Below are 24,573 nucleotides of genomic sequence, written 5' to 3'. Positions count from 1 at the left end.
GCTCATGAAAACCGCGACAGGTTGGCTTTGTCGCCGCACATGCGCTTTTCCATTAAAAAAGCCGGGCTGAACCCGGCTTTTCCAAGGATATGTCCATGACAATTGCGTTATTGGGCCGGTGCGGGAGAAGGGGGTGCTTCACCTTCGGCCGGCGCCGCGGGCGCTTCACCCTCTGCCGGCTTGGCCGGCGCCGCGCCTTCGGCGGGCGCAGCCGCATCGGCTGAAGCGCCAGGCGCAGGCAGCGGCTTGGGACTGTCCGACAGCGTGCGCAGATAGGCGATGACGTTGGCGCGGTCTTCGTCCTTCGGCAGGCCGGCGAAGCTCATCGCCGTGCCCTTCACGAGCTTCTTGGGCGAGGTGAGGAAGTGGTTGAGATTGTCATAGGTCCACTTCTCGGCGCCGTCCTTGGAAAACTCCTTCATGCCGCCCGAATAGGCGAAGCCCGCATGCTCGGCGACAGGGCGGTCGACGATGTCCCACAGATCGGGGCCGACCTTGTTCGGGCCGCCCTTCTCGCCGGTATGGCAGGCCTGGCACTTCTTGAACACGGCGGCGCCAGCCTCGACATTGGCATTGGCCAGCAGGTCGGCGATCGGCTTGGCTTCTGCCGCGGGGGCCGCCGGGCCGCCCTCGGCGGGCTCCTCGGTCGCCTCGATGGCGAAGCCGGGCTTTTCCGGTTTGGGGGAGGCGAACAGCGCATCCGACACGATGCCGACCGAGAAGACGACGAACACGGTTCCCAGCAGCCCGCCGATCAGCTTGTTGATTTCGAAAGAGTCCATACGCCCCAGGCTCCCTTTTCCGGCGGACCGATCCGTCCACTCCGTCCGTCGGTAATCGTGAACCACCTCGCGAGGCGGTCAAATCGGGCGGAAACTAGGTCTTTTGCTCTGGCGTTGCAACACCTATAAGGGCGCTTCCAGTGAGACCTTTTGCCACTTTTCCCGTCCTCTTTTCGAACGCTTCGTCATCCCGATGTCCACGCTCATTCTCATCCCGGCCCGCATGGCCTCGACCCGCCTGCCGGGTAAACCGCTCGCCGACATCGCCGGCGCTCCGATGATCGTGCATGTCGCCCGCCGCGCCACCGATGCCGCGCTTGGCCGGGTGGTGGTCGCGACCGATACCGAAAGCGTGGCGGAAGCGGTGCGCGCGCACGGTTTCGAGGCGGTGATGACGCGGGCGGACCACGAATCGGGCTCCGACCGCATCTTCGAGGCGCTGACCACGCTCGACCCCGGGCGCAACGTCGAAACGATCGTCAATGTGCAAGGCGATCTGCCCACCATCGATCCGGGCATCATCAATGCGGCGCTTAGGCCTTTCGAGGATGCGGCAGTCGACGTCGCCACGCTCGGCATCGAGATCGTCCGCGACGAGGAAAAGACCAATCCCAACGTCGTCAAGATCGTCGGCTCGCCGCTGTCGCAGACACGGCTGCGGGCGCTCTATTTCACCCGCGCCACGGCACCCTGGGGCGAGGGGCCGCTCTATCACCACATCGGCCTCTACGCCTACCGCCGCGCCGCGCTCGAACGTTTCGTCGCGCTGAAGCCGTCGCCGCTGGAACGGCGCGAGAAGCTCGAGCAGTTGCGGGCGCTGGAGGCCGCCATGCGCATCGACGCCGAGATCGTGCAGTCCGCGCCGTTCGGCGTCGACACGCCGGACGACCTCGAACGCGCCAGAACCATCCTTTCAACCTGAGACATTTGGCATGCCTGAAGAAACCAACAGAATAGCCTTCCAGGGCGAGCCGGGCGCCAATTCCGACACCGCCTGCCGCAACATGTTCCCTGATATGGAGCCGTTGCCGTGCCCGACCTTCGAGGATGCCTTCAATGCCGTCGAGACCGGCAAGGCCGACCTCGCCATGATCCCGATCGAGAACACGATTGCCGGGCGCGTCGCCGACATCCACCATCTCCTGCCGGAATCGAAGCTGCACATCGTCGGCGAATATTTCCTGCCGATCCATTTCCAGCTGATGGTCTTGCCGGGCGTCAGGCGCGACGAGATCAGAAGCGTGCACAGCCACATCCATGCGCTCGGCCAATGCCGCAAATACATCCGCAGGAACGGCTGGAAGCCGGTGGTCGCCGGCGACACGGCTGGCGCCGCCAAGCTGGTCGGCGAACTGAAGGACCGCACCATGGCCGCGTTGGCGCCGGCTCTGGCCGCGACGCTCTACGGACTCGACATCATCGAGGAGAATGTCGAGGACACCGACAGCAACGTCACCCGCTTCGTCGTGCTGACCAAGAACAGGCGATGGGCCGACCGCCCCTCCGCCGATGCCAAGATGATGACGACGTTCATCTTCCGCGTCCGCAACGTGCCGGCCGCGCTCTACAAGGCGATGGGCGGCTTCGCCACCAACGGCATCAACATGACCAAGCTGGAGAGCTACCAGCTCGGCGCGTTCACCGCGACCCTGTTCTATGCCGATATCGAGGGCCATCCCGACGATCCGCTGGTCAAGCTGGCGCTCGACGAGCTTGCCTTCTTCTCGCGCGAAATGCGGATCCTGGGCGTGTACCCGGCCAGCGAATCGCGCGAGCAATGGAAGGTGGCGGATTAGCTGGCATTCGTCGAGAGACCTGCGGCGTCCTGACCTGGCGCCTTGCCAGGTGACGAGCGACAGGCGACATTCCCGCGATGTGGCTCCTGAAACTGACGCTCGCAGTCGCTGGATTGTATGCGGCCATTGTCACCGTCGCGTATGTGCTTCAGTCCCGGCTGATCTTTCCGGCCGGCCTTGCGGCTTTCGGACCCGATCTGCCGGCCGGGGCCCGCCATGTCGAGCTGGCGACGCAGGATGGCGAGCGCGTCGTTCTGGTGCGCCTGCCCTCAAGACAGGCAGTGACCGGGCCGCGTCCGCTCCTGCTAGGATTCGCCGGCAACGCCTGGAATGCCGACGCGCTTGCCCTCATGCTGCACCAACTCTTCCCCGAACATGAGGTCGCTGCGCTGCACTACCGCGGCTATGCGCCGAGCGGCGGCAGCCCGTCGGCCGCCGCCCTGTTCGAGGACGCCCGACGCGCCCATGACCACCTGGCCAAAGATGCCAAAGCCGGCATAGTCGCCATCGGCCTCAGCCTCGGCGCTTCGGTTGCGGTCGATCTGGCGGCGGCCCGGCCGCTGCGAGGCATCGTCATGGTGACGCCCTTCGATTCGCTGAGAGAACTCGCCGCTCACCACTATCCCTGGCTGCCGGTGCGCCTCTTGCTGCGGCATCGTATGGAGGCGGCAGGGGCTCTGCGCAACCTCGATGTCCCCGCCGCCATCATCGTCGCCGAGCACGACACCATCGTTCCCGCGGCACGTTCAGCACCCCTGCGCGAGGCAGCCCGTGATCTGCGCAGCCTCATCGCCATAGCGGCTGGCCACAACGACCTTTACAGCCATCCCGACTTCGCCGGCGCGTTACGTACCTCCGTTGCGGCGGTCACGCACGATTGACGAGCAGTCCAAGGAGCACGCAAGGGACGATCCAGGCCGGCTCGGCGAGATGAACAGGCGCGCCGTCGCGCCTCATGCTGCATTGATCCGTATGTCACTCGATCGCTTTGCAAGTTCCGAACGCGTTCAACACGCTATCGTGCGAGGCCACGGTGAAGGAGGCCATCTCGTCACTTGTCGAGCCCTGGATCGTCCATCCGGTCGCCCCGTCAACACCTTGAAGGATGAGGCTGTCGCCCGACCGAGCCAGGACACCGATCGTCGACACATGCGGCAGCCCGTCCGCATTGACCGACGCAATGATTTGCTGCTCGAAATGGATGAGAAAGCGCGCCGGCAGTGGAACCTCGCCAAGCGCCTCGGCCGCACTGCAATCGGAACCTGTCTTGCAAAGGCGGGCCTCGGTAAAGGTACAATCGATCGGATGCGGCAACGGTTCGGTCTCGGCCGCCTGTTGATCCCGGAGCGCGGGTTCCTGTTCAGCAGGCTGTGGACCTTCCGACGCGGACTGCTGTGCGTTGGCGAAGCTGATGATGCCGCCGGCGATCAGGGCAGCGATGATTGGTGAAAGGATGTGCATCTGAAGCCTCCTATCCTGGGTGCAACGTTGAAGGCGCCGACCGACGGTTCTCGACACGGTTTCGCCGAAAGTCAGTACGGTTCATAGGGCGGATAGTAGGCGGGACGCCGGGGTGGAGGATAATAGTAGACGGACGGAGGCGGCGGACGATAATAGGCTGGAGGGAAAGGCTGCCCGTAATAGTAGCGCGGGCGCGGCCGCTGCCGCGCGCTGACCGCGGCTCCCAATACCGCACCGGCGATGAGGCCGGCTACCAGCGCTCCATCATGATTATGGTGGGCTTGGGCTGGCGTCGGCGCCGACATCGACGCCGCCACGACGCTTACGGCGGCAAGCACCGAAACTGTGACTTTCGGCATCTCTCTCTCCTTCCTCGTTCGCCTCACTTGACTGGGCTATCTCCGCGCACCGACTGCGCCCGGAATTACGGAAATTTCTTCCTCGATCGCGTCGGATCTCGGCCGCCAGCGTCATCGTGACCCCGGTAACGGATGTCGTAGATGCGCCATGCATCGGCGTGCCGCGAGAGGACGAGACCGGCCTCGAATAGGGCCGCATCTTTTGCGATTGCCGACTTTGGCTCCCGCTTCACGTTCATTCTCGGCGGCATCCGCCTATGTAGAGAAGAAAGCGCTGGCTCTAATGGTGTGGGCCGGGTCACCACGGCGTCCATCCTGTGATGGTCGCGCCAAGCAAGGGATTGACCGGATGACTGGATTCCGAAAAGGAACCCTGCAGACCAGCACCGCCGCTTGGCCGATCGGGCACCCCTCCACCACTTCATGCACGTTATACGTGTTGTTTTCGAAAGAAAACCCCATCGAGTATCGAATCCCACTTTTCGGACTTTGCAAAATGTCCCGAACGCGAGGTCAGCGCAGCCCGGATCGCAATTGATCCCTCCACATCCCTGGCTTGCATGCGATCCCGGATCGGGAAATCACCGTGACCATGGCGTACTGCACGCCGTGATCGCGAGGGAGGTCGAGAGCTTCCTGGCGAAGGCAGGTATGTCGAAGCGAGCTCTTAGCCGTGTCGACGGTCAGTTCACCCTGGGCATCCGCGTTCCGTGCGCATCTCGGACTTGCGAGCGATGTGCTTCGATGCCTACTGGGGCCGAACGTTTCGTTCATGACGATTGGACTCTGTCCCTAGCTCAGCGGCTCGTAGTCGATTTCGAGAAACGCCTCGACCTCCGGGATCCAGCGGTCGCGGACGAAGGCGATGTGGTCGGGATGGTCGTTGTAGCGGGAATAGGCGGCCTGGTCGGCGAACTCCATCGAGAAGCCGAAGCGATAGTCGTTCTTCGAGCTGACCTGCCGCAACTGCTCGAACTTTTCGACGCCCGGTATCACCGCGAGTATTTTAGCGTCAGTGAGGAATTTTGCCTCCTCGGCCGAATTGTCCTTGTGCTTCAGCCTGAACACCACTGTGTGACGGATCATTTTTGCTCCCCTGCAAGTTTTATGCGCTGTCGGCCCAGGCGCGGATGAGGTTATAGGCGATCGCCCCCTTCGGCGGCGTGGCCAGGCCGCCCGGATGCTCGCGGGCCAGCATCGAGAGCACTTCGTCGCGAAAGAACCAGCGGCAGTCCTCCAGCTCGTTGAGGTCGGCCTGGATGTCGTCGTTGAGCGGTTCGCCGAAGCAGCCGATCATCAGCGAATAGGGAAAGGGCCAGGGCTGGCTGGCATGGTAGACGACGCGGCCGAGCCTGATGCCGGCTTCCTCCAGCGTTTCGCGTCGCACCGCCGCTTCGATCGTCTCGCCCGGTTCGATGAAACCGGCAAGTGCCGAGTACATGCCCGGCGCGAAATGCCGGCCGCGGCCGAGCAGGCATTTTTCGCGCGTCGCCGTCAGCATGATCGCTACCGGGTCGGTGCGCGGAAAGTGCTCGGTCTGGCAGGCCGGGCAAAGCCGCTTGTAGCCGCCGGCCCGCATCTCGGCTTCGGTGCCGCATTTGCCGCAGAAGCGGTGGCTCGCGTGCCAGGCGAGCAGCGCCGCCCCTTGCGCCATCGCGCCGGCCGCCGCCTCGTCGATCAGCCCCTGCATGTAGACCGAGCGATAGTCGATGGCCTTGATGGTTTCGGGAAGCTGTTCGGGGTCGACGCCGGCCGGCACGGCGAGCACCGGACCGCTGTCGGAAGAACCGAGCAGGACGCCGTGGCCGAGCAACGCCTGGAGCGGCTGGCTTTCCTCAACGCCGAACCAGGGATCGAAGCCATCATCTGTGAGCTTCAGAAAGAGCCGGCCGCCCTGCATCAGCAAGAGCCTGGTCGAGGGATCGGCGAGTGCCTTTTCGACGCAATCATCGGCGCGGTTTTCGGATTGCCGGTCGATCATGTTGCCGGCGAAGCCGACGAACTGGCTCGGCTCGCGCAAGGGCGCGTCAAACAGGCGGAAGCTCATGAGAGACTCGGATTTCAGAATGGACACGGGGAGAGGCTTATAGCGCCGCCTTGATCGTTTCGGCAAACCGGCGAAGGTCGGGGCGCTGGTAGGGCTCGCGCATGCCATGGCCCCACACCGGGCCCGGCCAGCCGGGATCGCCTTCCGAGCGCGCGATGACATGGACATGCAACTGGCGCACGATGTTGCCAAGTGCGCCCGTGTTGATCTTGGTGCAGCCGGTCACTCTTTTCAGCGCCTGCGCCACCATGTTGGTCTCGAAGGTCAGCATCGCCTGGTCGAGCGGCGTCAAATCGTGGATTTCCTCCGCACCCGGCCGCTGCGGCACCAGAAGCAACCATGGCCAGCGGCGGTCGTTCATCACCCGCAACTCGCACAGCCCAAGCCACATCAACTGCTCGCTGTCCGCCTCCAGCCGGGCATCCAGCGTGAATCCGGCCTTGAGGCCCGGCAGCATCGGCGTTTCCTTCGCTTTTGTAGTGTTTTTAAACTTCATGACGCTAGAGCGGCTGCCGGGTGCCTGCAAGAGGGCTGCAAGCGAATCACGAGGGCAATCGCTTCAGGTCGGCGCTGCCCCTGCTTGCCCTTCTCCCCTCTTGTGTCCCCTCGTGGCAGAAGTGGATCGGCGCGGAGCGCCGAGACGAGAAGGGAAGATCGCGCTATCACCGCCAAGGCTGAACGCAGTGCATGTTTGTTCTTGCTTTGTGCCGGCAGTTATGCTGGTAATTCCGACATGGTGCTGATTTGCGCCACCGACCCGCCCCGAGGCGGTTTTTTGTTTCAGCTTTCGGCGCCATTCTCGGCTGATTGATCCTGCGCGCCCTTGCATTTCATCGCCGAATTGCCGATATGGAAAACGGGAGGTTGGTGGTGGACGGTCCACTCGCCAACCGGGTCAGGTCCGGAAGGAAGCAGCCCTAACGAGCCCGGAACGGGTCATTGTTCCAGCCTCCCGCCTTCGCCTTTCTCCCGCGACCCCGCCTTTCTTCGGCGACATTGACGGCGCCAAGCCCTGCGGGCGAAACTATGCGCAGGAATCGGCCGCCTGCAGGGCGCGGCCCTTGGAGCTTTACGGGCGAATGAGCGAAGCCGGAAATTCGGGAACCGAAAAGGCCGCCGCCTATCGCGTTCTGGCGCGCAAATACCGTCCAGCGAATTTCTCCGAACTGATCGGCCAGGAGCCGATGGTCCGCACCCTCACCAACGCCTTCGCCACCGGCCGCATCGCCCAGGCCTGGATGCTGACCGGCGTGCGCGGTGTCGGCAAGACGACGACGGCGCGCATTCTCGCGCGGGCCCTGAACTACAAAACATCGAACGTCGACCAGCCTTCGGTCGATCTTGCCGTGCCGGGCGAACACTGCCAGGCGATCATGGAAGGCCGCCATGTCGACGTCATCGAGATGGATGCCGCCTCCCACACCGGCATCGACGATATCAGGGACATCATCGAGCGCGTGCGCTACGCACCGGTGTCGGCGCGCTACAAGGTCTACATCATCGACGAAGTGCATATGCTCTCGACCCAGGCCTTCAACGGCCTGCTGAAGACGCTGGAAGAGCCGCCGCCGCACGTCAAATTCATCTTCGCCACCACCGAAATCAGAAAAGTTCCGATCACTGTCCTGTCGCGTTGCCAGCGCTTCGACCTCAGGCGTATCGATGCCGGCGCGCTGGTCGCGCATCTCTCCTCGATCGCCGGCAAGGAAGGCATTGCGGTCGACGACGACGCGCTGGCGATGATCGCCCGCGCGGCCGAAGGTTCGGCGCGCGATTCGCTGTCGATTCTCGACCAGGCGATCGCCCATGGCAGCGGCGCGGTCACCGCCGAAGCGGTGCGCGCCATGCTCGGGCTGGCCGACCGCGCCCGCATCGTCGACCTGTTCGAACATGTGATGAAGGGCGATGTGGCGGCCGCGCTCGCCGAATTCCGCGCCCAATACGACACCGGCGCCGATCCGGCCGCGGTGCTGACCGACCTTGCCGAGTTCAACCACCTCGTCACCAGGCTGCGCTTCGTGCCGACCGCCCTCGATGACTCCTCGCTGTCCGAGGACGAACGCCAGCGCGGCGCCGATTTCGCCAAGGCGCTGTCGGTCAGGGTGCTGTCTCGGACCTGGCAGATGCTGCTGAAGGGCATTCCCGAGGTGCAGTCATCCAATCGGCCGGTCAGTGCCGCCGAAATGGTGCTGATCCGGCTGGCGCACGCCGCCGACCTGCCGACGCTGGACGAGGCGCTGAAATCGCTGGAGGGCGCAGCACCGGCGCCGAATGGCGCGCCGCGCTCGAATGGCGCCCCTGCAAGTTCCAGCCTTGCAAGCTCCGGCCCTGCAAGTCCCGGCCCTGCAAGTTCTGGTAATGGCGGCGGCGCCAGTGCGGTGGCGCAGACGCGGATGTCGACGGCCAATGGCGGCGCGCAGACCATGCGGCTGGTCGAACCCGAGCCGACGCCTGCAGCCTTCGTTCCGACGCCGGAACCGGTCGCGGATGCGCCGCCGGTGCCGGTGAAGTCGCTGGCCGACATCGCCGCCCTTGCCGATGCCCAGCGCGACATGGCCTTCAAGGTGCTGGTGAAGCGCTGCGTGCGCCTGGTGCGCATCGAGCCGGGCCGCATGGACGTCGGCCTGACCGATGACGCGCCGAAGATGCTGCTCAACGATCTGACCGCCAAATTGCGCGCCTGGACCGGCCGTAACTGGCTGGTGTCGCTGTCGAAGGAAGAGGGCGGCCAGACGCTGGCCGAGATGGAATCGACCAAGCGCGAAAACGCCTTCCTCGATGCCAAGAGCGACCCAACCGTCGCCGCCATCCTGGCGCGTTTTCCCGGCGCCAGGATCATCGACGTGCGCATTCCCGACGCCCCGGAAGCCGATGCGGTAGAGGCCGAGGTTCCGGTCGAGCCGACGGCGGACGACGACGACGAAACCTGATACAGCTTCAATTTGTAGAGGACCACGCCATGAAAGATCTTCTCGGCCTGATGGGCAAGGCGAAGGAAATGCAGGCCAAGTTCCAGGCCATGCAGGACGAGATCGCCACGCTGGAAGCCACCGGACAGGCCGGCGGCGGCCTCGTCAGCGTGACGCTGACCGGCAAATTCGAGATGAAGTCGCTGAAGATCGACCCGTCGCTGTTCAAAGAGGACGAGGTCGAGATTCTGGAGGATCTGCTTCTCGCCGCCCACAATGACGCCAGGGTGAAGGTCGAGCAGATCATGCAGGAAAAGACCCAGGCACTGACCGCGGGACTGCCGATACCGCCGGGAATGAAGTTGCCGTTCTAGATCCGGACTTTAGCGTTTCAGCGGCGCCATGACCGAAGAGCCATCAGCCAGGTTGATAGAGCAGCGCGTCCGAAACAGGATCTATGAGATCCTGGAATCCTTGGCCGACTGCGACGCGGGCGTGGATCTCGTTGGAATCAATGGCTATTTTCATCTCTTCGACGATTTCCTCCATCATCCGTCCATCGAATCCGGCATCTCGGTTCTGTCGAAGGACGAACGCGCGATCGTGCTGGAAATCGCCGATTTCCTGGAATCCGCCTGCGCGGCGACCCCTGACTTCACCAGGGCCGAGTTCATCGAGAGCGGCTGGCCGCGGCAGATTGCGCCCAAGGCGCGGGATGCGCGGACGCTGTTCCTGAGACGCGGTCTGTTTTCGGAAGAATTCGACGAGTCCGAGCCCGGGCAACCGATCGTCGTGCCGGCAGGCAGGTAGACCGGCCCGTCCCAACACTTGGCCCACCAGATGTGCCGATTTGGCCACTCTCGTCGTTTAATAACCTTTTAGCCATCTTTTTGCCTGAAAGAGTATCATTCTTGCCACAAGCTGGGGCGGGCCGGCGACAGAATGAGGGGATACTTTTGATCGCGACCCGATGGAAGGCGCCATTGTTGCTCGGCGTCATCACCTCTCCGCTATTTTTGGCCGCCTGCAGTCAGACCACCTCGCACGGCATGTCCGTGGCCAGCTTGACCGATGCCGTCAGGTCCCGGCCTTACAGTCACACGGCGAAGGACAAGGAGTGCCTCCAGCGCGCGATGTTCTTCGAATCCAACCGGTCGAGCCGTGACGGCATGATTGCCGTCGGCACGGTGGTCATGAACCGGCTGCGTTCCGGCAAACACGGCAACACCATCTGCCAGGTGGTCGGCGAGCGCGGGCAGTTCGCGCCGGGCGTGATGACGCGGCGGATGAATTCGAAGGCGCTGCCCGATGTCGAGGAAGCCGCCGAGGCGGTGCTCAAGGGCGAGCGTAAGGCCAAGCTGAGGAACACCATGTTCTTTCACACCGCCGGCCTGCGGTTTCCCTACAAGAACATGCACTACACCATGGTTGCCGGCGGCAATGCATTCTATGAAAAGCGCGGCCGGAACTGGAAACCGTTGCCGGACGAGCCGACGGTCGCGATGGCACAGGCTACGCCGCCGGCGCCGGCGCGCGCCACGCTCGTCGCCTCAGCGGCGCCGGTGCGGGCAGACAAGGCAACATCCGCCCGGGCGACATCCGCTGAGCCAACACCTACCGAGACAAGGCCGGTCGAGGCAACCTACGTGACCGCAGCCGCACCGCAGGCGGCAAAGCCGATCAAGGCGACCTTCGTGAAGGCGATCCCCGCGGAGGCAGGCTCCGAGAAGGCGACGCGTGTGGCGATGCAGGAGCCGGACGCGGCCCGTTTCGGCGGCACGGCCGGTGCGCAACCTGTCAGTTCATTCTCGGCGGCTCCGGCCGAGCCGACGATGTCGTTTGAATCGACGCCCGAGAACACCGACGCCATCGGCGCGATGATCGCCGGCCAGGCCCGGCCGCTGGAAGCATACTGACGGCAGCAGCGTCTTTAGCGTCGACGCTGGGTATCGGAGTGTTCAAAAGCGCGCGGAAAAATCCTAGAGCCTGATCCATTCCGATTAAAATCGGAATGGGGCTCTATCTTCTTGTTTGACCATGATCTTTCCGGAAAACCGGTTTCCACTTTTCGGGATCATGGTCTAAACCGATGCGATGTCGAAGCGAATCGCCGGTCCCGAGATCGAACGCCTGATCCAGCTTCTGGCCAAGGTGCCGGGGCTCGGTCCCCGTTCGGCCAGGCGCGCCGCGCTCCATCTGATCAAGAAGAAGGAACAGCTCCTGTCGCCGCTCGCCGCCGCCATGAGCGAGGCGGTCGACAAGGTGCGCATCTGCTCGACCTGCGGCAACGTTGATACGTCCGACCCCTGCATGATCTGCACCGATCCGCGCCGCGACGCCGGCACGCTGATCGTCGTCGAGGACGTGGCCGACCTCTGGGCGCTGGAGCGGGCTGCCGCCATGAATGTCCGCTACCATGTGCTCGGCGGCACGCTGTCGCCGCTCGACGGCATCGGTCCCGAGCAGCTCAACATCCGCTCGCTGGTCGACCGTGTCGCCGGCGGCGAGGTCAAGGAGGTGATCCTCGCCGTCAACGCCACGGTCGAAGGCCAGACCACCGCGCACTATCTCACCGACCAATTGTCCGGCTTTGAGGTCAAGGTGACGCGGCTGGCGCATGGCGTGCCGGTCGGCGGCGAGCTCGACTATCTCGACGAAGGCACGCTGGCCGCGGCGCTGCGCTCGCGGACGGCGTTTTGAGGCAATGGGGGAAGGAACCTGGAATGATCGGCTTTCCTGAACCGATTGCATTCCGTCGCGCCCCCCTCTGTCCTGCCGGACATCTCCCCCGCAAGGGGGGAGATCGGCTGTCATCGAAGGCTTCGCTTATCTTCAACGTTGAAGAGAAGGCGCGGTCGGTGCAACTGCCAATCTCCCCCCAAGTGGGGGAGATGTCCGGCAGGACCGAGGGGGGCGCGAAAGAACGCCGACCTTTCAGATTGGTCCCGCTCTCATTATTGATGGCCCTGCTTGCCGTCCTCCTCGCCACCGCCGCCTTCGCCGCACCAATCGACGACCAGTTCCGCGCCTGGCTGCAGAATGACCTTTGGCCCGAGGCCAAGGCCAAAGGCATCTCCAGAAAAACCTTCGACGCCGCCTTCGATGGCGTCAAACCGAACCTCAAACTGCCCGACCTGGTGATGCCGGGCAAAAAGGCGAAAACGCCGCAGAAGCAGCATCAGGCGGAGTTCGGTTCGCCCGGCGCCTATTTCGCCGAAAAGACGGTTCGCGCCGTCACATCAGGCGGGCGGGCGCGCAAGGCGGCCAACGCCAGGACGATTGCCGCGATCGAGCAGCGTTACGGCGTGCCGGGCGACGTGCTGCTGGCGATCTGGGGCCGAGAGAGCGGCTTCGGCGCGGCGAAGATGCCCTACGACGCCTTCGAGGTGCTGGGCACCAAGGCGTTAATGGCGACCAGGAAGGACTTCTTCCGCACCGAGCTGATGGCGGCGCTCGAACTCGTCGAGCGTGGGCTGGCCCCGGTCGGCGCGATGAAGTCGTCCTGGGCAGGCGCGCTCGGCCAGCCGCAATTCATGCCGACGTCCTTCCTGAAGCATGCCGTCGATTTCGACGGCGACGGCCGGGCCGACATCTGGAATTCAAAACCCGACACGCTGGCCTCGATCGCCAACTATCTCGTCAACTATGGTTGGGTGAAGGGCCGTGACTGGGGTTTCGAGGTGACGGTGCCGGAAGCGGTCTCCTGTTCGCTCGAAGGTCCGGACCAGGGCAAGAGAATTTCCGAGTGGGCTGACATGGGTATCAAGCGCGTCGCGGCAAGACCGTTTCCGGCGCGCGAGTTGAAGGCCGAAGGCTTTCTCTTGATGCCGGCCGGGCGCAGCGGTCCAGCCTTCATCGTCACGCCCAATTTCTACGTGCTGAAACAATACAACACCAGCGATCTCTACGCCCTGTTCATCGGCCACGGCGCCGATCGCATCGCCCATGGCGACAGCAATTTTTCAAGCAGCTGGGGCGCGGTCGGCGGGCTTTACAGATCGGACATCGCCGCCCTGCAGCGGGCGCTGGAGGCCAAGGGCTACGATGTCGGCAGCGCCGATGGTTTGCCAGGCTTCAAGACGCGCCGTTCGATCGGCAAATGGCAGGCCGGGAACGGTCGCGCCGCCACCTGTTTTCCCGACGCCGATCTGGTCACCGCACTGAAGTAGTTGCAACATCAGCGGATTTTAGCCGGCGTTGTGGCCGCTCGCCGCGCCCACGCTGGTACAACGCGCTGTCTTGCAAATGCCCGTTGCCGGCTTGGAAACCGCCGGATATGGTAATGGACCAACTGGACAAAAATTGCCAAGGCAACCGGTCCAGGGGCTATCGTTCAGCCCGGCAAAGAACGCAACAGCCTGAGCCGGGAACTCAGGTCAACAAAACAGGGAACAGTCAAAAATGATGATGGAAAAGTTTGCTCTACGCTCCCGCTTCTTGCTTGCGGGTGCGGCTATGTCCGCGCTGCTTCTGGCCGGCGCACCGGCCTTTGCGGTCACGCCCGCCGACACGCTGGTCGAGGGATTCGCCATCGACGACATCATCTCCATGGATCCGGGCGAGGCGTTCGAATTGTCGACCGCCGAGGTCACCGGCAACACCTACGATCTTCTTGTCCGTCTCGACTTGAGCGACACCTCCAAGGTCAGGGGCGATCTCGCCGAAAGCTGGAGCGTCTCCGACGACGGCCTGACCTACACCTTCAAGCTCAAGCCCGGCTTGAAGTTTGCCTCGGGCAATCCGATCACCGCGGCCGACGTCGCCTATTCGTTCGAGCGCGCCATCAAGCTCGACAAGAGCCCTGCCTTCATCATCGGGCAGTTCGGCATCGACGGCGGTAACGTCACCGAGAAGGCCAAGGCCGTCGACGACACGACGTTCCAGTTCACCGTCGACAAGGCCTATGCGCCGAGTTTCGTCCTGAACTGTCTGTCGGCAACGGTCGCCTCGGTGGTCGACGCCAAGTTGGTCAAGGAACACGTCGCCGCGGTCACGCCGAGCGACGACTACAAATACGACAACGACTTCGGCAACGCCTGGCTGAAGACCGGCTATGCCGGCTCCGGCCCCTACAAGCTGCGCGAATGGCGGGCCAACGAGGTCGTCGTCATGGAGCGCAACGACAATTATCACGGCGAAAAGGCCAAGCTCGCCCGCGTCATCTATCGCAACATGAAGGAAAGCTCGGGCCAGCGCCTGGCGCTCGAGGCCGGCGACATCGACGTTGCCCGTAATCTCGAGCCGAACGACCTCGATGCCATCGCCAAGAATGCCGATCTCACCACCACCAGCGCGCCGAAGGGCACGGTCTTCTACATCAGCCTCAATCAGAAGAACCCGAACCTCGCCAAGCCCGAGGTTCGCCAGGCCTTCAAATATCTTGTCGACTATGATGCCTTGAGCTCGACCATCCTCAAGGGCATCGGCGAGATCCACCAGACCTTCCTGCCGAAAGGCGTGCTCGGCGAGTTGGACGAGAACCCATTCACGTTCGATCTCGCCAAGGCCAAGGAACTGCTCGCCAAGGCCGGCCTGGCCGACGGCTTCAGCGTCACCATGGACGTACGCAACACCCAACCGGTGACCGGCATGGCGGAATCGTTCCAGCAGACGCTTGGACAGGCCGGCGTCAAGCTGGAGATCATTCCCGGAGACGGTAAGCAGACGCTGACCAAATACCGTGCCCGCAACCACGACATCTATATCGGCCAGTGGGGCCAGGATTATTTCGATCCGAATTCCAATGCCCAGACCTTTGCCTCGAACCCCGACAATTCGGATGAAGGCAAGACCAAGACCCTAGCCTGGCGCAACGCCTGGGACATTCCCGACTTGACCAAGGAAACGGAAGCCGCCCTGCTCGAGAAGGACGCCGCCAAGCGTGCCGCGATGTACCAGGATCTGCAGAAGAAGATCCTCGAAACCAGTCCTTTCATCATCATTCACCAGCAGCTTGAAGTGGCCGGCCTGCGCAAGAACCTCAAGGGCTTCGCGCTCGGCCCGAGCTTCGACACCAACTTCGTCGGCCAGATCTCCAAGGAGTGATGCCGGCGGACGCGCCGCATGAGCACGGTTGAAAGCCAGGCGACGGCAAGGCGCGGCAGCGCCCGTGCCGTCGCTGTCGCGTCGTCGATCGGCCGCTTCCTGGTCATCGCGATAACCACCTATCTCGGCCTTCTCGCCGTGACCTTCTTCATCGGCCGTGTCATCCCCATCGACCCGGTGCTGGCGGTGCTCGGCGACCGGGCGCCGGCCAATGTCGTCGAGCGCACCCGCCGCGAGATGGGCCTCGACCTGCCTCTGATCGAGCAGTTCTACATCTATGTCAGGAATGCCCTGAACGGCGATTTCGGCACGTCGGTGCTGACCACCAATCCTGTCATGACCGACATCCGCCGCGCCTTTCCGGCGACGATCGAACTGGCGACGCTGGGGACGCTGATCGGTTCGGTGATCGGTGTGCCGCTTGGCGTGCTGGCCGCGGTCCGGCGCGGCAGCATCATCGACCAGATCGTGCGCATCATCGGCCTGGTCGGTTACTCCGTGCCGATCTTCTGGCTGGGACTGCTGGCGCTCGTGCTGTTCTATGCCAGGCTGCAATGGGTGGCTTTTCCCGGCCGCCTCGATATCGTCTACGAATACACCTTCACGCCAGTCACCGGCTTCTATCTTCTGGATGCGCTGTGGCAGCGGCAGTGGGACGTGTTTCGCGATGCGTTCCGCCACATCATCCTGCCGGCCTCGCTGCTCGGCTATTTTTCCCTCGCCTATATCAGCCGGATGACGCGCTCGTTCATGCTGAACGAGCTTGCCCAGGAATATATCGTCGCGGCGCGCGCCAAGGGCCTGTCGGAAACGCGCATCATCTGGGGCCATGCGTTACGCAACGCGGCGGTGCCGATGGTCACCGTGATCGCGCTTTCCTATGCCGGGCTGCTCGAAGGCTCGGTGCTGACCGAAACGGTGTTTTCCTGGCCGGGCATCGGCCTCTACATCACCAATTCCCTGCAGAACGCCGACATGAACGCCGTGCTCGGCGGCACCATCATCATCGGCTCGGTCTTCATCGGCATCAATCTCCTGTCCGACCTGCTCTACCGGGTGCTCGACCCAAGGACCAAGGTACGATGAGCGCTGAGGCGATACAAAGCCGTCGCGACTGGCTGCTCAGCGAGCGGCCGGCCTCGCGCATGCAGGCAAGGCTCGGCCGCGCCTATGTCGCCTGGCGCCGCTTTTCCGCCAACCGGCTGGCGTTTCTCGGCCTGCTCATCATCATCGCCTTGCTTGTGGTCGCGGCCCTTGCCGATGTGCTGGCGCCCTATTCGCCGACAGTCGGCGACTTGAAGGGGTCGCGGCTGCTGGCGCCGAGTGCCGCGCACTGGTTCGGCACCGACGACCTCGGCCGCGACATCCTTTCGCGCGTCATCTTCGGCTCGCGATGGACGCTCTACGTCGTCATTCTCGTAGCGATCATCGCCGCCCCCATCGGCCTTCTGGTCGGCACGGTCGCCGGTTATGCCGGCGGCTGGATCGATGCGATCCTGATGCGCATCACCGACATCTTTCTGGCCTTTCCGAAGCTGATCCTGGCACTGGCCTTCGTCGCGGCACTCGGCCCCGGCATCGAAAATGCGGTGCTCGCCATCGCCATCACCTCATGGCCGCCCTATGCCCGTATTGCGCGCGCCGAAACGCTGACCGTGCGCAATTCGGATTACATCAAGGCGGTGCAGTTGATGGGCGCCTCGCCGTTCCGCATCGTACTGCGCCACATCATGCCGCTCTGCATCTCCTCGCTGATCATCAGGGTGACGCTCGACATGGCCGGCATCATCCTGACCGCCGCCGGCCTCGGCTTCCTCGGCCTCGGCGCGCAGCCGCCGCTGCCGGAATGGGGCGCGATGATCGCCTCGGGCCGCCGCTTCGTGCTCGACCAATGGTGGGTGGCCGGCGCGCCGGGCTTTGCCATCCTCATCGTCAGCCTCGGCTTCAACCTGCTAGGCGACGGCCTGCGCGACGCGCTCGACCCCCGAAGTGGCGATCAATGAGCGGCGACCGCAATAGGCAGCGATCAATGAGCACGCTTCTCGACGTCGACGACCTTCGCGTCACCTTCCCGACGCGTACCGGCCTGATCGAGGCGGTGCGCGGCGTCTCCTTCTCGCTTGGCCGCGAACGGCTCGGCATCGTCGGCGAGAGCGGTTCCGGCAAGTCGCAGACCGGCCGTGCCATCATGGGCCTGACCCCGCCGCAGGCCGAGGTCACCGCCGGGAAACTCGCCTTCGACGGCATCGACCTGCTCGCGGCCTCGCCCCGCGACCGCCGGGCGCTGCGCGGCAAGCGCATCGCCATGATCCTGCAGGATCCGAAATACTCGCTCGACCCGGTGATGAGCATCGGCCGCCAGATCGTCGAGACGCTGCGCACGCATGAGAAGGTCGGCAAGGCGGAGGCGCGCGACCGCGCGCTTGCCATGCTGGAGGCGGTGCAGATCCGCGATCCTGCCCGCGTTTTCGACCTGCATCCGCACGAGGTTTCGGGCGGCATGGGCCAGCGCGCCATGATCGCCATGATGCTGATCGCCGGGCCGGAGATGATGATCGCCGACGAGCCGACTTCGGCACTCGACGTCACCGTGCAGCTCGATGTGCTGAACATCCTCGACAGGCTGGTCAGCGAGCGCGGCATGGGGCTGATCTTCATCTCGCATGACCTGCGCCTGGTCTCGTCCTTCTGCGACCGCGTCATCGTCATGTATGCCGGCAAGGTGGTCGAGCAGATCAAGGCGTCGGAGCTCCGCGACGCCCAACATCCCTACACGCGCGGCCTGCTCAACTGCATGCCCAGGATCGGCTTCGAACGCCACCCGCTGCCGGTGCTCGACCGCAAGCCGGAGTGGGCGGCATGAATGCGGCCCTTTCCATCGACGGGCTGGAGGTGGTCTTCGACGGCTTTCGCGCACTGAAGGGCGTCAGCCTCGAGGTGAAGTCTGGCGAATCCTTCGGCCTGGTCGGTGAGTCCGGCTCCGGCAAGTCGACGTTGCTGAGGGCAATCGCCGGCCTCGCGCCGGCCGCTTCGGGCACCATCGCCGTCAACGGCAAGAGCCTCGGCGCACGTCGCGACAAGGCGTTCTATCGCGAGGTGCAGATGGTCTTCCAGGATCCGTACGGCTCGCTGCACCCGCGCCAGACCGTCGACCGCCTGCTGCAGGAGCCGCTCGCCATCCACGGCTTTGCCGATGGCGAGAAGCGCATCCAGCGGGCGCTGGACGAGGTCGGCCTGGGGACCGGCTTCCGCTTCCGCTATTCGCATCAATTGTCAGGCGGCCAGCGCCAGCGCGTGGCGATCGCACGCGCCCTGATCCTCGAACCGTCGATCCTGTTGCTCGACGAGCCGACCTCGGCGCTCGATGCCTCGGTGCAGGCGGAAGTGCTCAACCTTTTGGAAGAGATCCGGCGACGGCGCAAGCTGACCTTCCTGATGGTCAGCCACGACCTCGCCATCATCACCCATATGTGCGAGCGGCTGATGGTGATGCAGAACGGCGAGGCGGTGGAAAATCTCACGGCTAGCCAGCTGATAGGGCACCGCGTGACCAAGGATTATACGCGCAATCTCTTGCGAGCCAGTGAGGGGTTTGTAAGAACCGCATGAACTCGTTTCTTATGCGATCCAGTCGCCGCGGGTAGCAATTCTCTTATCCAAAAACACCGCGACATTGGGTGGGCCTGGAAACTTCCATTCCTCCATGGGAATTCCCCGAAAACGGTTGGTTGTGCGTACAGGGAGGCGTAATCGCCGTGCCGGCGACGATGCGGCCCATCATGCATAGGCCATCGGCCCCGGGAACACCTCGCGCGCGATCGGGATCAGCGCGAGGCTGGGGCAGGCCCAATCGCCTGGCGGCGGTGCCAACTTGAGGAAAACATGAAATAAGGCCAGAACAGATTTCACCAACCATCAAACGAGAACGGGCGCCGGCCCGGCGAGGGACATCATGAAGAATTCAGCCATTTCCGAACGCAAGAACCAGTCGATCTCGCGCGGCGTCGGCATGACCACGCAGATCTATGCCGACCGCGCCGAAAACTCGGAAATCTGGGATGTCGAAGGCCGCCGCTACATCGACTTTTCGTCCGGCATCGCCGTCGTCAACACCGGCCACCGCCACCCGAAGGTGATCGAGGCGGTCAAGGCGCAGCTCGACCGCTTCACCCACACCTGCCACCAGGTGGTACCCTATGAGAGCTATGTCCGGCTGGCCGAACGGCTGAACGGCATGCTGCCCGGCAAGTTCGACAAGAAGACGATCTTCGTCACCACCGGCGCCGAGGCGGTGGAGAATGCCATAAAGATCGCCCGCAACGCCACCGGCCGGCCGGCGGTCATCGCCTTTGCCGGCGGCTTCCACGGCCGCACCTTCATGGGCATGGCGCTGACCGGCAAGGTCGTGCCCTACAAGGTCGGCTTCGGCGCCATGCCGGCCGATGTCTTCCACGCGCCGTTCCCGGTGGCGCTGCACGGGGTCTCCGTCGCCGATTCGCTGGCCGCCCTCGACCGCCTGTTCAAGGCCGATGTCGATCCGGCCCGCGTCGCCGCCATCATCGTTGAGCCGGTGCAGGGCGAGGGCGGCTTCTACGAGGCGCCGCGCGATTTCCTGGCGGCGCTGCGCAAGATCTGCGACCAGCACGGCATGCTGTTGATCGCCGACGAGGTGCAGACCGGCTTTGCCCGCACCGGCAAGATGTTCGCCATGGATCATCACGAGGTGGCGCCCGACATCACCACCATGGCCAAGAGCCTGGCCGGGGGCTTTCCGCTGTCGGCGGTCACCGGCCGCGCCGAGATCATGGATGCGCCCAACCCCGGCGGGCTCGGCGGCACCTATGGCGGCAGCCCGATCGGCGTCGCCGCAGCACACGCCGTGCTCGACGTGATCGATGAGGAAAAGCTCTGCGACCGCGCCAACACGCTGGGCGCGCGGCTGAAGCAGCGGCTGCAATCGATCCGCGACGACACGCCCGAGATCATCGATATCAGGGGCCCCGGCTTCATGAACGCGGTCGAGTTCAACGACGTGAAGAAGGGCCTGCCGTCGGCGGAAATCGCCAACGCCGTCCGTCTGAAGGCGCTCGACAGGGGCCTGATCCTGCTCACCTGCGGCGTATACGGCAATGTCATCCGCTTCCTGGCGCCGATCACCATCCAGGACGGTGTCATGAACGAAGCGCTCGACATCCTGGAAAGCGCGATCCGCGAGGTCCGCACCGCCTGACCTCGGTACCCACCGTTCGCAGCTTGGCTGAATATCAACATATCCTATTCAGCGGCGCGGACAGGCTCCTCCTGCTGGAAGGCGGCGAGCGCTGCCTTCAGTCCGTCCGGTCCTGCCGCAACCGTCTGCGGCGTCGGCGAGAAGCCGGCGCCGAGCATCTTGCGGCCAAGCATGTGGTCGCCGGGGCGATTGACCGATTCGATGCCAAGCAGCCGCTTTGCCGCATAGTGGTAGATGGAGAATCTGTTCTCGTTGACGTCGCCCAGCACGACATGGCTGTCGCCGCCCGAAATCAGGCCCACCATCTGCAGCTTCATGTCGCCGATATCGGACCAGAACCATGGCACCGCCGCAAAGGCGTCCGCATGGCCGAGGATGGTGCGCGCCGCAAGGCGCGCCTGGTCGGTCGCATTCTGCACCGATTCCAGCCGCACATCGCCGCCGGTGAGCCAGTGCCGGTAGGAGGCGGCATCGCCGATGGCGAGGATTTCGGGCACTGACGTGCGCATCTGCTGGTCGACGCGGATGCCGTTTGCGATAGTGATGCCCGCGGCCTCGGCCAGTTCGACATTGGGCACGACGCCGATGCCGATGACGACCATCTGCGCCGGCAGGCGCTCGCCGCTTGCGGTGATCGCGGCCGAGACATGGCCGTTCTCGCCTTCGAGCCGCGCGATCGTCGTGCCGGTAAGGATGCGGACGCCGGTCGCTTCCAGCCGCTGCCGCACATGGCTGGCGATGACCGGCGCCACTGCCCGGCCGAGCAGCCGGTCGACCGCTTCGACCACGGTGACCTTGCAGCCAGCCGCCTTGAGCGTCGCGGCGATCTCCAGTCCGATGAAGCCGCCGCCGAGGATCACGACATCCTCGCTCCGGGCACTCAATTCGCGGATCAGGCGCGCGTCGGCGAGCGAGCGCAGCGACACCACGCCTGAAAGATCCGAACCCGGCAGCGGCAGGATGCGCGGCCGCGAACCGGTCGCCAGGATCAGCCGGTCGAATGCCAGCGAGCCGCCACCCGATAGCTCCAGCCTGCGGCCCCTGGCATCGATGCGATCGACCCTGATGCCCGGCCGGTAGTCGATCGCGCTGCCGGTGTAAAAGGCCTCGCCGCGTAGCGGCTGCGGCTTGGCCTCTCCATCCTTGATGAAGGTCTTCGACAGCGGCGGCTTGTGATAGGGCAGTTCGCTCTCGTCGCCGACGAGGATCGCGGGCCCGTCGTAACCGTCCTCGCGCAGGCTGGCGGCCACTTGCACGCCCGCGTGACCCGCACCGACAATGACCACACCGTTTTTCATCGCAGCCGCAATTCCTTAATCCACCGGTTCCTTAATCCAAGTCTAGGACGTCTCGCCAAGTGGCGATTGTCTGACGCCGCCGCAAGACCGCTTTTGCGGGTCGCACCCGGAATGGGGATCTGTCAATCGCCTCGTCCGACGGCGACATGGTTAAATAGGCTTAAAGTTGACACTTGCAGTTTAGAATAATTCTAAACTGTTGTTTCAATTGGCTTTTCTCTGTGAAATCGGTTGACTTCCGCCCCCTTCATCGCTTTATGAGAGCTCGCGCGTCAAGCGCACCCTTTGATGTCTGGGCCTTTGAACCCTTTCGATTGGAGGCATTTCGATGTCTTTCTTCTGCGAGCCGCGCCATGCCGCGGTCTGTTTTTCGCCCGATGGCATGGACCTGCCTTGGTGCCGATTGCCTGCCGACGCGCCCTTGGCGCCGGCATTTCACTGAATTCCGAGGAGATGACAATCATGAGAGCGATGATCACGGCACGGTATGGCAGGCTCGCCGCGATCGGCGCCACGGCGGCGTTGACGGCCGCGATATTCGTGTTGCCGGCCAAGGCGGAAACCGATGCGAAGGCGGTCATCAAGACCTATTCCGACATTGCGCTCGCCAAATATGAGGATTCTCTGACCACGGCACAGGCGCTCGGCAAGGCCGTCGACGCGCTGCTCGCCAAGCCTTCGGAGGAAACGCTGACTGCCGCCCGCGAGGCCTGGAAAGCGTCGCGCGTTCCCTATCAGCAGACCGAAGTCTACCGCTTCGGCAACGCCATCGTCGACGAGTGGGAAGGCAAGGTGAATGCCTGGCCGCTGGACGAAGGTCTGATCGACTATGTCGCCGAGAGCTACGGCACCGAGTCGGACGCGAATGCGCTCTACACCGCCAATGTGATCGCCAACAAGTCGATCGAGATCAACGGCCAGAGGATCGACGCCACCGAGCTGACGCCCGAGTTCCTTTCCGGCACGCTGCAGGAGGCCGGCGGCATCGAATCCAATGTGGCGACGGGTTACCACGCCATCGAATTCCTGCTGTGGGGCCAGGACCTGCACGGCACCGGCGCAGGCGCCGGCGAACGGCCCTATACGGACTATGATCTCGCCAACTGCACCGGCGGCAACTGCGATCGCCGGGCGCAGTACCTGAAGTCGGCAAGTGACCTTCTGGTTGCCGATCTGCAGGATATGGTCGACGACTGGAAGGAAGGCGGCGCCGCCCGCAAGAACCTTGTCGATGGCGAGCCGAAAGCCGGCATTTCGACCATCCTCACCGGTATGGGTTCGCTGTCCTATGGCGAACTCGCCGGCGAGCGCATGAAGCTCGGCCTGCTGCTGCACGACCCGGAAGAGGAGCACGACTGCTTCTCCGACAACACCTACGATTCGCATCTCTACGATGCCGTCGGCATCCGTACCGCCTATAATGGCAGCTACACCCGCCTTGACGGCACGGTCGTCGAAGGGCCCTCGGTATCGGACATGGTCAAGGAAGCCGATTCGGCGATCGACAAGGAACTGTCGGACAAACTGGATGCCACCGTCGCCAAGATGGAAGCCATCAAGGCGCGGGCGCTTGCCGGCGAGGCCTATGATCAGCAGATCGGAGAAGGCAACACGGAAGGCAACGCCACCGTGCAGGCGGCGATCGACGCGCTGGTCGACCAGACCAAGTCGATCGAGCGCGCCGTCGGCACCCTGCAACTCAATGCCATCGCCTTCGAGGGTTCCGACAGCCTCGATGCGCCAGACAAGGTATTCCAGTAAGGCGTCAAAGCCTGGAGCATGATCCCGAAATGTGGAAGCCGGTTTTCGGAAAAGATCGTGCTCTACTAACAAACAAGCCATACGGCGCGGAGCAAGCGCCGTCAGCCAAGAGCAAACTATGCTGATCTGCCATTGCAACATCATCACCGAGAAGGAGATTGAGCAGACGATCGTCGGGCTGCTGGATCAGGATCCCTGGCAGCTTATCGTGCCGGCGAAGATCTATCATGCCATGCACAAGCGCGGTCGCTGTTGCGGCTGCTTCCCAAATGTGGTCGAAACGATCATTCGGGTCACCGAAAATTACCATGCCCGCTCGGAGGCGAGCGGCGTGGACATCGTTTCACACCTGGATCGCGTCAGAGGCCTGCGCGTCCAATACGGGAGCAGTACCCATGAAAGGCGAACAACAGATCATCGAGCGGCTTAACGAGGCTCTCTTTCTGGAACTCGGAGCGGTCAATCAGTACTGGGTACATTTCCGGCTGCTGGAGGACTGGGGATACGCCAAGCTGGCAAAGAAGGAGCGCGCGGAATCGATCGAGGAGATGCACCATGCCGACCGGCTGGTGGCCCGCATCATCTTCCTTGAAGGCCATCCGAACCTGCAGTCGGTAGCGCCGCTGCGCATCGGACAGAATGTCAAGGAAGTGCTTGAATCCGATCTTGCCGGCGAATACGACGCGCGCACCGCCTACAAGCGGTCGCGCGAGATTTGCGAAGAAGCAGGCGACTACGTGACGATGAAGCTGTTCGAGGATCTGCTGTCCGACGAGGAAGGTCACATCGACTTCCTCGAGACGCAACTCGACCTGCTCGCCTCGATCGGCGAGGAAAAATACGGCCAGCTCAACGCGGCATCGGCCGACGAGGCGGAATAGGGAC

25 protein-coding genes and 1 other RNA gene are annotated in these 24,573 nt (G+C 63.7%); 19 read left to right on the top strand and 7 right to left on the bottom strand.

What is annotated here, in order from left to right; genetic code table 11:
- Positions 1 to 107: 107 nt before the first annotated feature.
- The gene (locus AC0NID_RS02660) at positions 108 to 782 is read right to left on the bottom strand and encodes a c-type cytochrome (protein ID WP_473450570.1); all 675 of its coding nucleotides are present in this window, start codon (positions 780 to 782) and stop codon (positions 108 to 110) included.
- 193 nt (positions 783 to 975) lie between these two features.
- Between AC0NID_RS02660 and AC0NID_RS02655 the strand changes: the two genes are divergently transcribed.
- The 3 genes from AC0NID_RS02655 (at position 976) to AC0NID_RS02645 (ending at position 3,459) form a co-directional block, all read left to right on the top strand.
- On the top strand, positions 976 to 1,704 hold the full coding sequence (locus tag AC0NID_RS02655; protein ID WP_473450568.1) for a 3-deoxy-manno-octulosonate cytidylyltransferase: 729 nt from the start codon (positions 976 to 978) through the stop codon (positions 1,702 to 1,704).
- A 10-nt stretch (positions 1,705 to 1,714) separates the two neighbouring features.
- Complete coding sequence (locus tag AC0NID_RS02650) at positions 1,715 to 2,578, top strand: prephenate dehydratase (protein ID WP_473450566.1); 864 nt, start codon at positions 1,715 to 1,717, stop codon at positions 2,576 to 2,578.
- Positions 2,579 to 2,655: 77 nt separating this feature from the next.
- Positions 2,656 to 3,459: an alpha/beta hydrolase gene (locus tag AC0NID_RS02645; protein WP_473450564.1), complete on the top strand. Its 804-nt coding sequence runs from the start codon at positions 2,656 to 2,658 to the stop codon at positions 3,457 to 3,459.
- Positions 3,460 to 3,553: 94 nt separating this feature from the next.
- Here AC0NID_RS02645 and AC0NID_RS02640 read toward each other — a convergent pair whose 3' ends face one another.
- From AC0NID_RS02640 to AC0NID_RS02620, 5 genes are all read right to left on the bottom strand, one after another.
- A complete protein-coding gene (locus tag AC0NID_RS02640; RefSeq protein WP_473450562.1) occupies positions 3,554 to 4,039 on the bottom strand; it encodes a hypothetical protein in 486 nt (161 codons plus the stop codon).
- Positions 4,040 to 4,110: 71 nt separating this feature from the next.
- A complete protein-coding gene (locus AC0NID_RS02635) occupies positions 4,111 to 4,398 on the bottom strand; it encodes a hypothetical protein (protein ID WP_473450560.1) in 288 nt (95 codons plus the stop codon).
- A 792-nt stretch (positions 4,399 to 5,190) separates the two neighbouring features.
- Positions 5,191 to 5,484 carry a Dabb family protein gene (locus AC0NID_RS02630; protein ID WP_473450558.1) on the bottom strand — a complete coding sequence of 98 codons (294 nt, stop codon included), beginning with the start codon at positions 5,482 to 5,484 and terminating at the stop codon, positions 5,191 to 5,193.
- A 19-nt stretch (positions 5,485 to 5,503) separates the two neighbouring features.
- Positions 5,504 to 6,445 carry an NAD(+) diphosphatase gene (nudC, locus tag AC0NID_RS02625; RefSeq protein ID WP_473450556.1) on the bottom strand — a complete coding sequence of 314 codons (942 nt, stop codon included), beginning with the start codon at positions 6,443 to 6,445 and terminating at the stop codon, positions 5,504 to 5,506.
- Between the two features lie 37 nt (positions 6,446 to 6,482).
- A complete protein-coding gene (locus tag AC0NID_RS02620) occupies positions 6,483 to 6,902 on the bottom strand; it encodes an HIT domain-containing protein (protein ID WP_473450554.1) in 420 nt (139 codons plus the stop codon).
- A gap of 402 nt (positions 6,903 to 7,304) precedes the next feature.
- Here AC0NID_RS02620 and ffs point away from each other — a divergent pair.
- From ffs to AC0NID_RS02555, 13 genes are all read left to right on the top strand, one after another.
- An RNA gene (gene ffs, locus AC0NID_RS02615) (signal recognition particle sRNA small type) lies at positions 7,305 to 7,401 on the top strand.
- 123 nt (positions 7,402 to 7,524) lie between these two features.
- Positions 7,525 to 9,375, top strand: coding sequence for a DNA polymerase III subunit gamma/tau (locus AC0NID_RS02610; RefSeq protein ID WP_473450552.1), 1,851 nt, complete (start codon positions 7,525 to 7,527; stop codon positions 9,373 to 9,375).
- Between the two features lie 29 nt (positions 9,376 to 9,404).
- Complete coding sequence (locus AC0NID_RS02605; protein ID WP_473450550.1) at positions 9,405 to 9,728, top strand: YbaB/EbfC family nucleoid-associated protein; 324 nt, start codon at positions 9,405 to 9,407, stop codon at positions 9,726 to 9,728.
- 28 nt (positions 9,729 to 9,756) lie between these two features.
- Positions 9,757 to 10,164 carry a hypothetical protein gene (locus tag AC0NID_RS02600; RefSeq protein ID WP_473450548.1) on the top strand — a complete coding sequence of 136 codons (408 nt, stop codon included), beginning with the start codon at positions 9,757 to 9,759 and terminating at the stop codon, positions 10,162 to 10,164.
- A gap of 146 nt (positions 10,165 to 10,310) precedes the next feature.
- The gene (locus tag AC0NID_RS02595; protein WP_473450546.1) at positions 10,311 to 11,270 is read left to right on the top strand and encodes a cell wall hydrolase; all 960 of its coding nucleotides are present in this window, start codon (positions 10,311 to 10,313) and stop codon (positions 11,268 to 11,270) included.
- A 178-nt stretch (positions 11,271 to 11,448) separates the two neighbouring features.
- Positions 11,449 to 12,054: a recombination mediator RecR gene (recR, locus tag AC0NID_RS02590; RefSeq protein WP_473450544.1), complete on the top strand. Its 606-nt coding sequence runs from the start codon at positions 11,449 to 11,451 to the stop codon at positions 12,052 to 12,054.
- A gap of 191 nt (positions 12,055 to 12,245) precedes the next feature.
- Positions 12,246 to 13,523 (top strand): lytic murein transglycosylase, encoded by a 1,278-nt coding sequence (locus AC0NID_RS02585; protein ID WP_473450542.1) that lies wholly within the window; start codon positions 12,246 to 12,248, stop codon positions 13,521 to 13,523.
- A 232-nt stretch (positions 13,524 to 13,755) separates the two neighbouring features.
- Complete coding sequence (locus AC0NID_RS02580) at positions 13,756 to 15,399, top strand: ABC transporter substrate-binding protein (protein ID WP_473450540.1); 1,644 nt, start codon at positions 13,756 to 13,758, stop codon at positions 15,397 to 15,399.
- 18 nt (positions 15,400 to 15,417) lie between these two features.
- Positions 15,418 to 16,485 (top strand): ABC transporter permease, encoded by a 1,068-nt coding sequence (locus AC0NID_RS02575; protein WP_473450538.1) that lies wholly within the window; start codon positions 15,418 to 15,420, stop codon positions 16,483 to 16,485.
- Positions 16,482 to 17,402 (top strand): nickel transporter permease, encoded by a 921-nt coding sequence (gene nikC / locus AC0NID_RS02570; RefSeq protein WP_473450536.1) that lies wholly within the window; start codon positions 16,482 to 16,484, stop codon positions 17,400 to 17,402. Before AC0NID_RS02575 ends, nikC begins: the two co-directional genes overlap by 4 nt.
- Before the next feature lie 26 nt (positions 17,403 to 17,428).
- On the top strand, positions 17,429 to 18,262 hold the full coding sequence (locus AC0NID_RS02565; protein ID WP_473450534.1) for an ABC transporter ATP-binding protein: 834 nt from the start codon (positions 17,429 to 17,431) through the stop codon (positions 18,260 to 18,262).
- Positions 18,259 to 19,008 carry an ABC transporter ATP-binding protein gene (locus tag AC0NID_RS02560; RefSeq protein ID WP_473450532.1) on the top strand — a complete coding sequence of 250 codons (750 nt, stop codon included), beginning with the start codon at positions 18,259 to 18,261 and terminating at the stop codon, positions 19,006 to 19,008. Before AC0NID_RS02565 ends, AC0NID_RS02560 begins: the two co-directional genes overlap by 4 nt.
- A 343-nt stretch (positions 19,009 to 19,351) precedes the next feature.
- Positions 19,352 to 20,629, top strand: coding sequence for a 4-aminobutyrate--2-oxoglutarate transaminase (locus tag AC0NID_RS02555; protein WP_473450530.1), 1,278 nt, complete (start codon positions 19,352 to 19,354; stop codon positions 20,627 to 20,629).
- A gap of 44 nt (positions 20,630 to 20,673) precedes the next feature.
- Here AC0NID_RS02555 and AC0NID_RS02550 read toward each other — a convergent pair whose 3' ends face one another.
- Positions 20,674 to 21,927 (bottom strand): NAD(P)/FAD-dependent oxidoreductase, encoded by a 1,254-nt coding sequence (locus AC0NID_RS02550; RefSeq protein ID WP_473450528.1) that lies wholly within the window; start codon positions 21,925 to 21,927, stop codon positions 20,674 to 20,676.
- A 471-nt stretch (positions 21,928 to 22,398) separates the two neighbouring features.
- On the opposite strand from AC0NID_RS02550, the gene AC0NID_RS02545 reads away from it, so the two are divergent.
- The 3 genes from AC0NID_RS02545 to bfr all read left to right on the top strand — a co-directional run bounded on the left by AC0NID_RS02545 (position 22,399) and on the right by bfr (position 24,569).
- Positions 22,399 to 23,688, top strand: coding sequence for an imelysin family protein (locus tag AC0NID_RS02545; RefSeq protein ID WP_473451476.1), 1,290 nt, complete (start codon positions 22,399 to 22,401; stop codon positions 23,686 to 23,688).
- A 118-nt stretch (positions 23,689 to 23,806) separates the two neighbouring features.
- Positions 23,807 to 24,118, top strand: coding sequence for a (2Fe-2S)-binding protein (locus AC0NID_RS02540; protein ID WP_473451475.1), 312 nt, complete (start codon positions 23,807 to 23,809; stop codon positions 24,116 to 24,118).
- Positions 24,084 to 24,569 carry a bacterioferritin gene (gene bfr / locus AC0NID_RS02535; protein ID WP_126037586.1) on the top strand — a complete coding sequence of 162 codons (486 nt, stop codon included), beginning with the start codon at positions 24,084 to 24,086 and terminating at the stop codon, positions 24,567 to 24,569. Before AC0NID_RS02540 ends, bfr begins: the two co-directional genes overlap by 35 nt.
- The last annotated feature ends 4 nt before the right edge of the window (positions 24,570 to 24,573 follow it).

Source organism: Mesorhizobium sp. WSM4821, assembly GCF_055901555.1.
Note: the sequence above shows the minus strand (reverse complement) of the source record. Positions and strands in the feature narration are given on the sequence as shown.

Coding starts and splice junctions, on each gene's coding strand:
- nudC (WP_473450556.1), bottom strand. CDS start 6,445: ATGAGCTTCCGCCTGTTTGACGCGCCCTTGCGCGAGCCGAGCCAGTTC.
- bfr (WP_126037586.1), top strand. CDS start 24,084: ATGAAAGGCGAACAACAGATCATCGAGCGGCTTAACGAGGCTCTCTTT.
- AC0NID_RS02630 (WP_473450558.1), bottom strand. CDS start 5,484: ATGATCCGTCACACAGTGGTGTTCAGGCTGAAGCACAAGGACAATTCG.
- AC0NID_RS02635 (WP_473450560.1), bottom strand. CDS start 4,398: ATGCCGAAAGTCACAGTTTCGGTGCTTGCCGCCGTAAGCGTCGTGGCG.
- AC0NID_RS02575 (WP_473450538.1), top strand. CDS start 15,418: ATGAGCACGGTTGAAAGCCAGGCGACGGCAAGGCGCGGCAGCGCCCGT.
- AC0NID_RS02655 (WP_473450568.1), top strand. CDS start 976: ATGTCCACGCTCATTCTCATCCCGGCCCGCATGGCCTCGACCCGCCTG.
- AC0NID_RS02605 (WP_473450550.1), top strand. CDS start 9,405: ATGAAAGATCTTCTCGGCCTGATGGGCAAGGCGAAGGAAATGCAGGCC.
- AC0NID_RS02545 (WP_473451476.1), top strand. CDS start 22,399: ATGATCACGGCACGGTATGGCAGGCTCGCCGCGATCGGCGCCACGGCG.
- recR (WP_473450544.1), top strand. CDS start 11,449: ATGTCGAAGCGAATCGCCGGTCCCGAGATCGAACGCCTGATCCAGCTT.
- AC0NID_RS02550 (WP_473450528.1), bottom strand. CDS start 21,927: ATGAAAAACGGTGTGGTCATTGTCGGTGCGGGTCACGCGGGCGTGCAA.
- AC0NID_RS02585 (WP_473450542.1), top strand. CDS start 12,246: ATGTCCGGCAGGACCGAGGGGGGCGCGAAAGAACGCCGACCTTTCAGA.
- AC0NID_RS02620 (WP_473450554.1), bottom strand. CDS start 6,902: ATGCTGCCGGGCCTCAAGGCCGGATTCACGCTGGATGCCCGGCTGGAG.
- AC0NID_RS02565 (WP_473450534.1), top strand. CDS start 17,429: ATGAGCACGCTTCTCGACGTCGACGACCTTCGCGTCACCTTCCCGACG.
- AC0NID_RS02560 (WP_473450532.1), top strand. CDS start 18,259: ATGAATGCGGCCCTTTCCATCGACGGGCTGGAGGTGGTCTTCGACGGC.
- AC0NID_RS02660 (WP_473450570.1), bottom strand. CDS start 782: ATGGACTCTTTCGAAATCAACAAGCTGATCGGCGGGCTGCTGGGAACC.
- AC0NID_RS02555 (WP_473450530.1), top strand. CDS start 19,352: ATGAAGAATTCAGCCATTTCCGAACGCAAGAACCAGTCGATCTCGCGC.
- AC0NID_RS02580 (WP_473450540.1), top strand. CDS start 13,756: ATGATGATGGAAAAGTTTGCTCTACGCTCCCGCTTCTTGCTTGCGGGT.
- AC0NID_RS02540 (WP_473451475.1), top strand. CDS start 23,807: ATGCTGATCTGCCATTGCAACATCATCACCGAGAAGGAGATTGAGCAG.
- AC0NID_RS02600 (WP_473450548.1), top strand. CDS start 9,757: ATGACCGAAGAGCCATCAGCCAGGTTGATAGAGCAGCGCGTCCGAAAC.
- AC0NID_RS02650 (WP_473450566.1), top strand. CDS start 1,715: ATGCCTGAAGAAACCAACAGAATAGCCTTCCAGGGCGAGCCGGGCGCC.
- AC0NID_RS02640 (WP_473450562.1), bottom strand. CDS start 4,039: ATGCACATCCTTTCACCAATCATCGCTGCCCTGATCGCCGGCGGCATC.
- AC0NID_RS02610 (WP_473450552.1), top strand. CDS start 7,525: ATGAGCGAAGCCGGAAATTCGGGAACCGAAAAGGCCGCCGCCTATCGC.
- nikC (WP_473450536.1), top strand. CDS start 16,482: ATGAGCGCTGAGGCGATACAAAGCCGTCGCGACTGGCTGCTCAGCGAG.
- AC0NID_RS02645 (WP_473450564.1), top strand. CDS start 2,656: ATGTGGCTCCTGAAACTGACGCTCGCAGTCGCTGGATTGTATGCGGCC.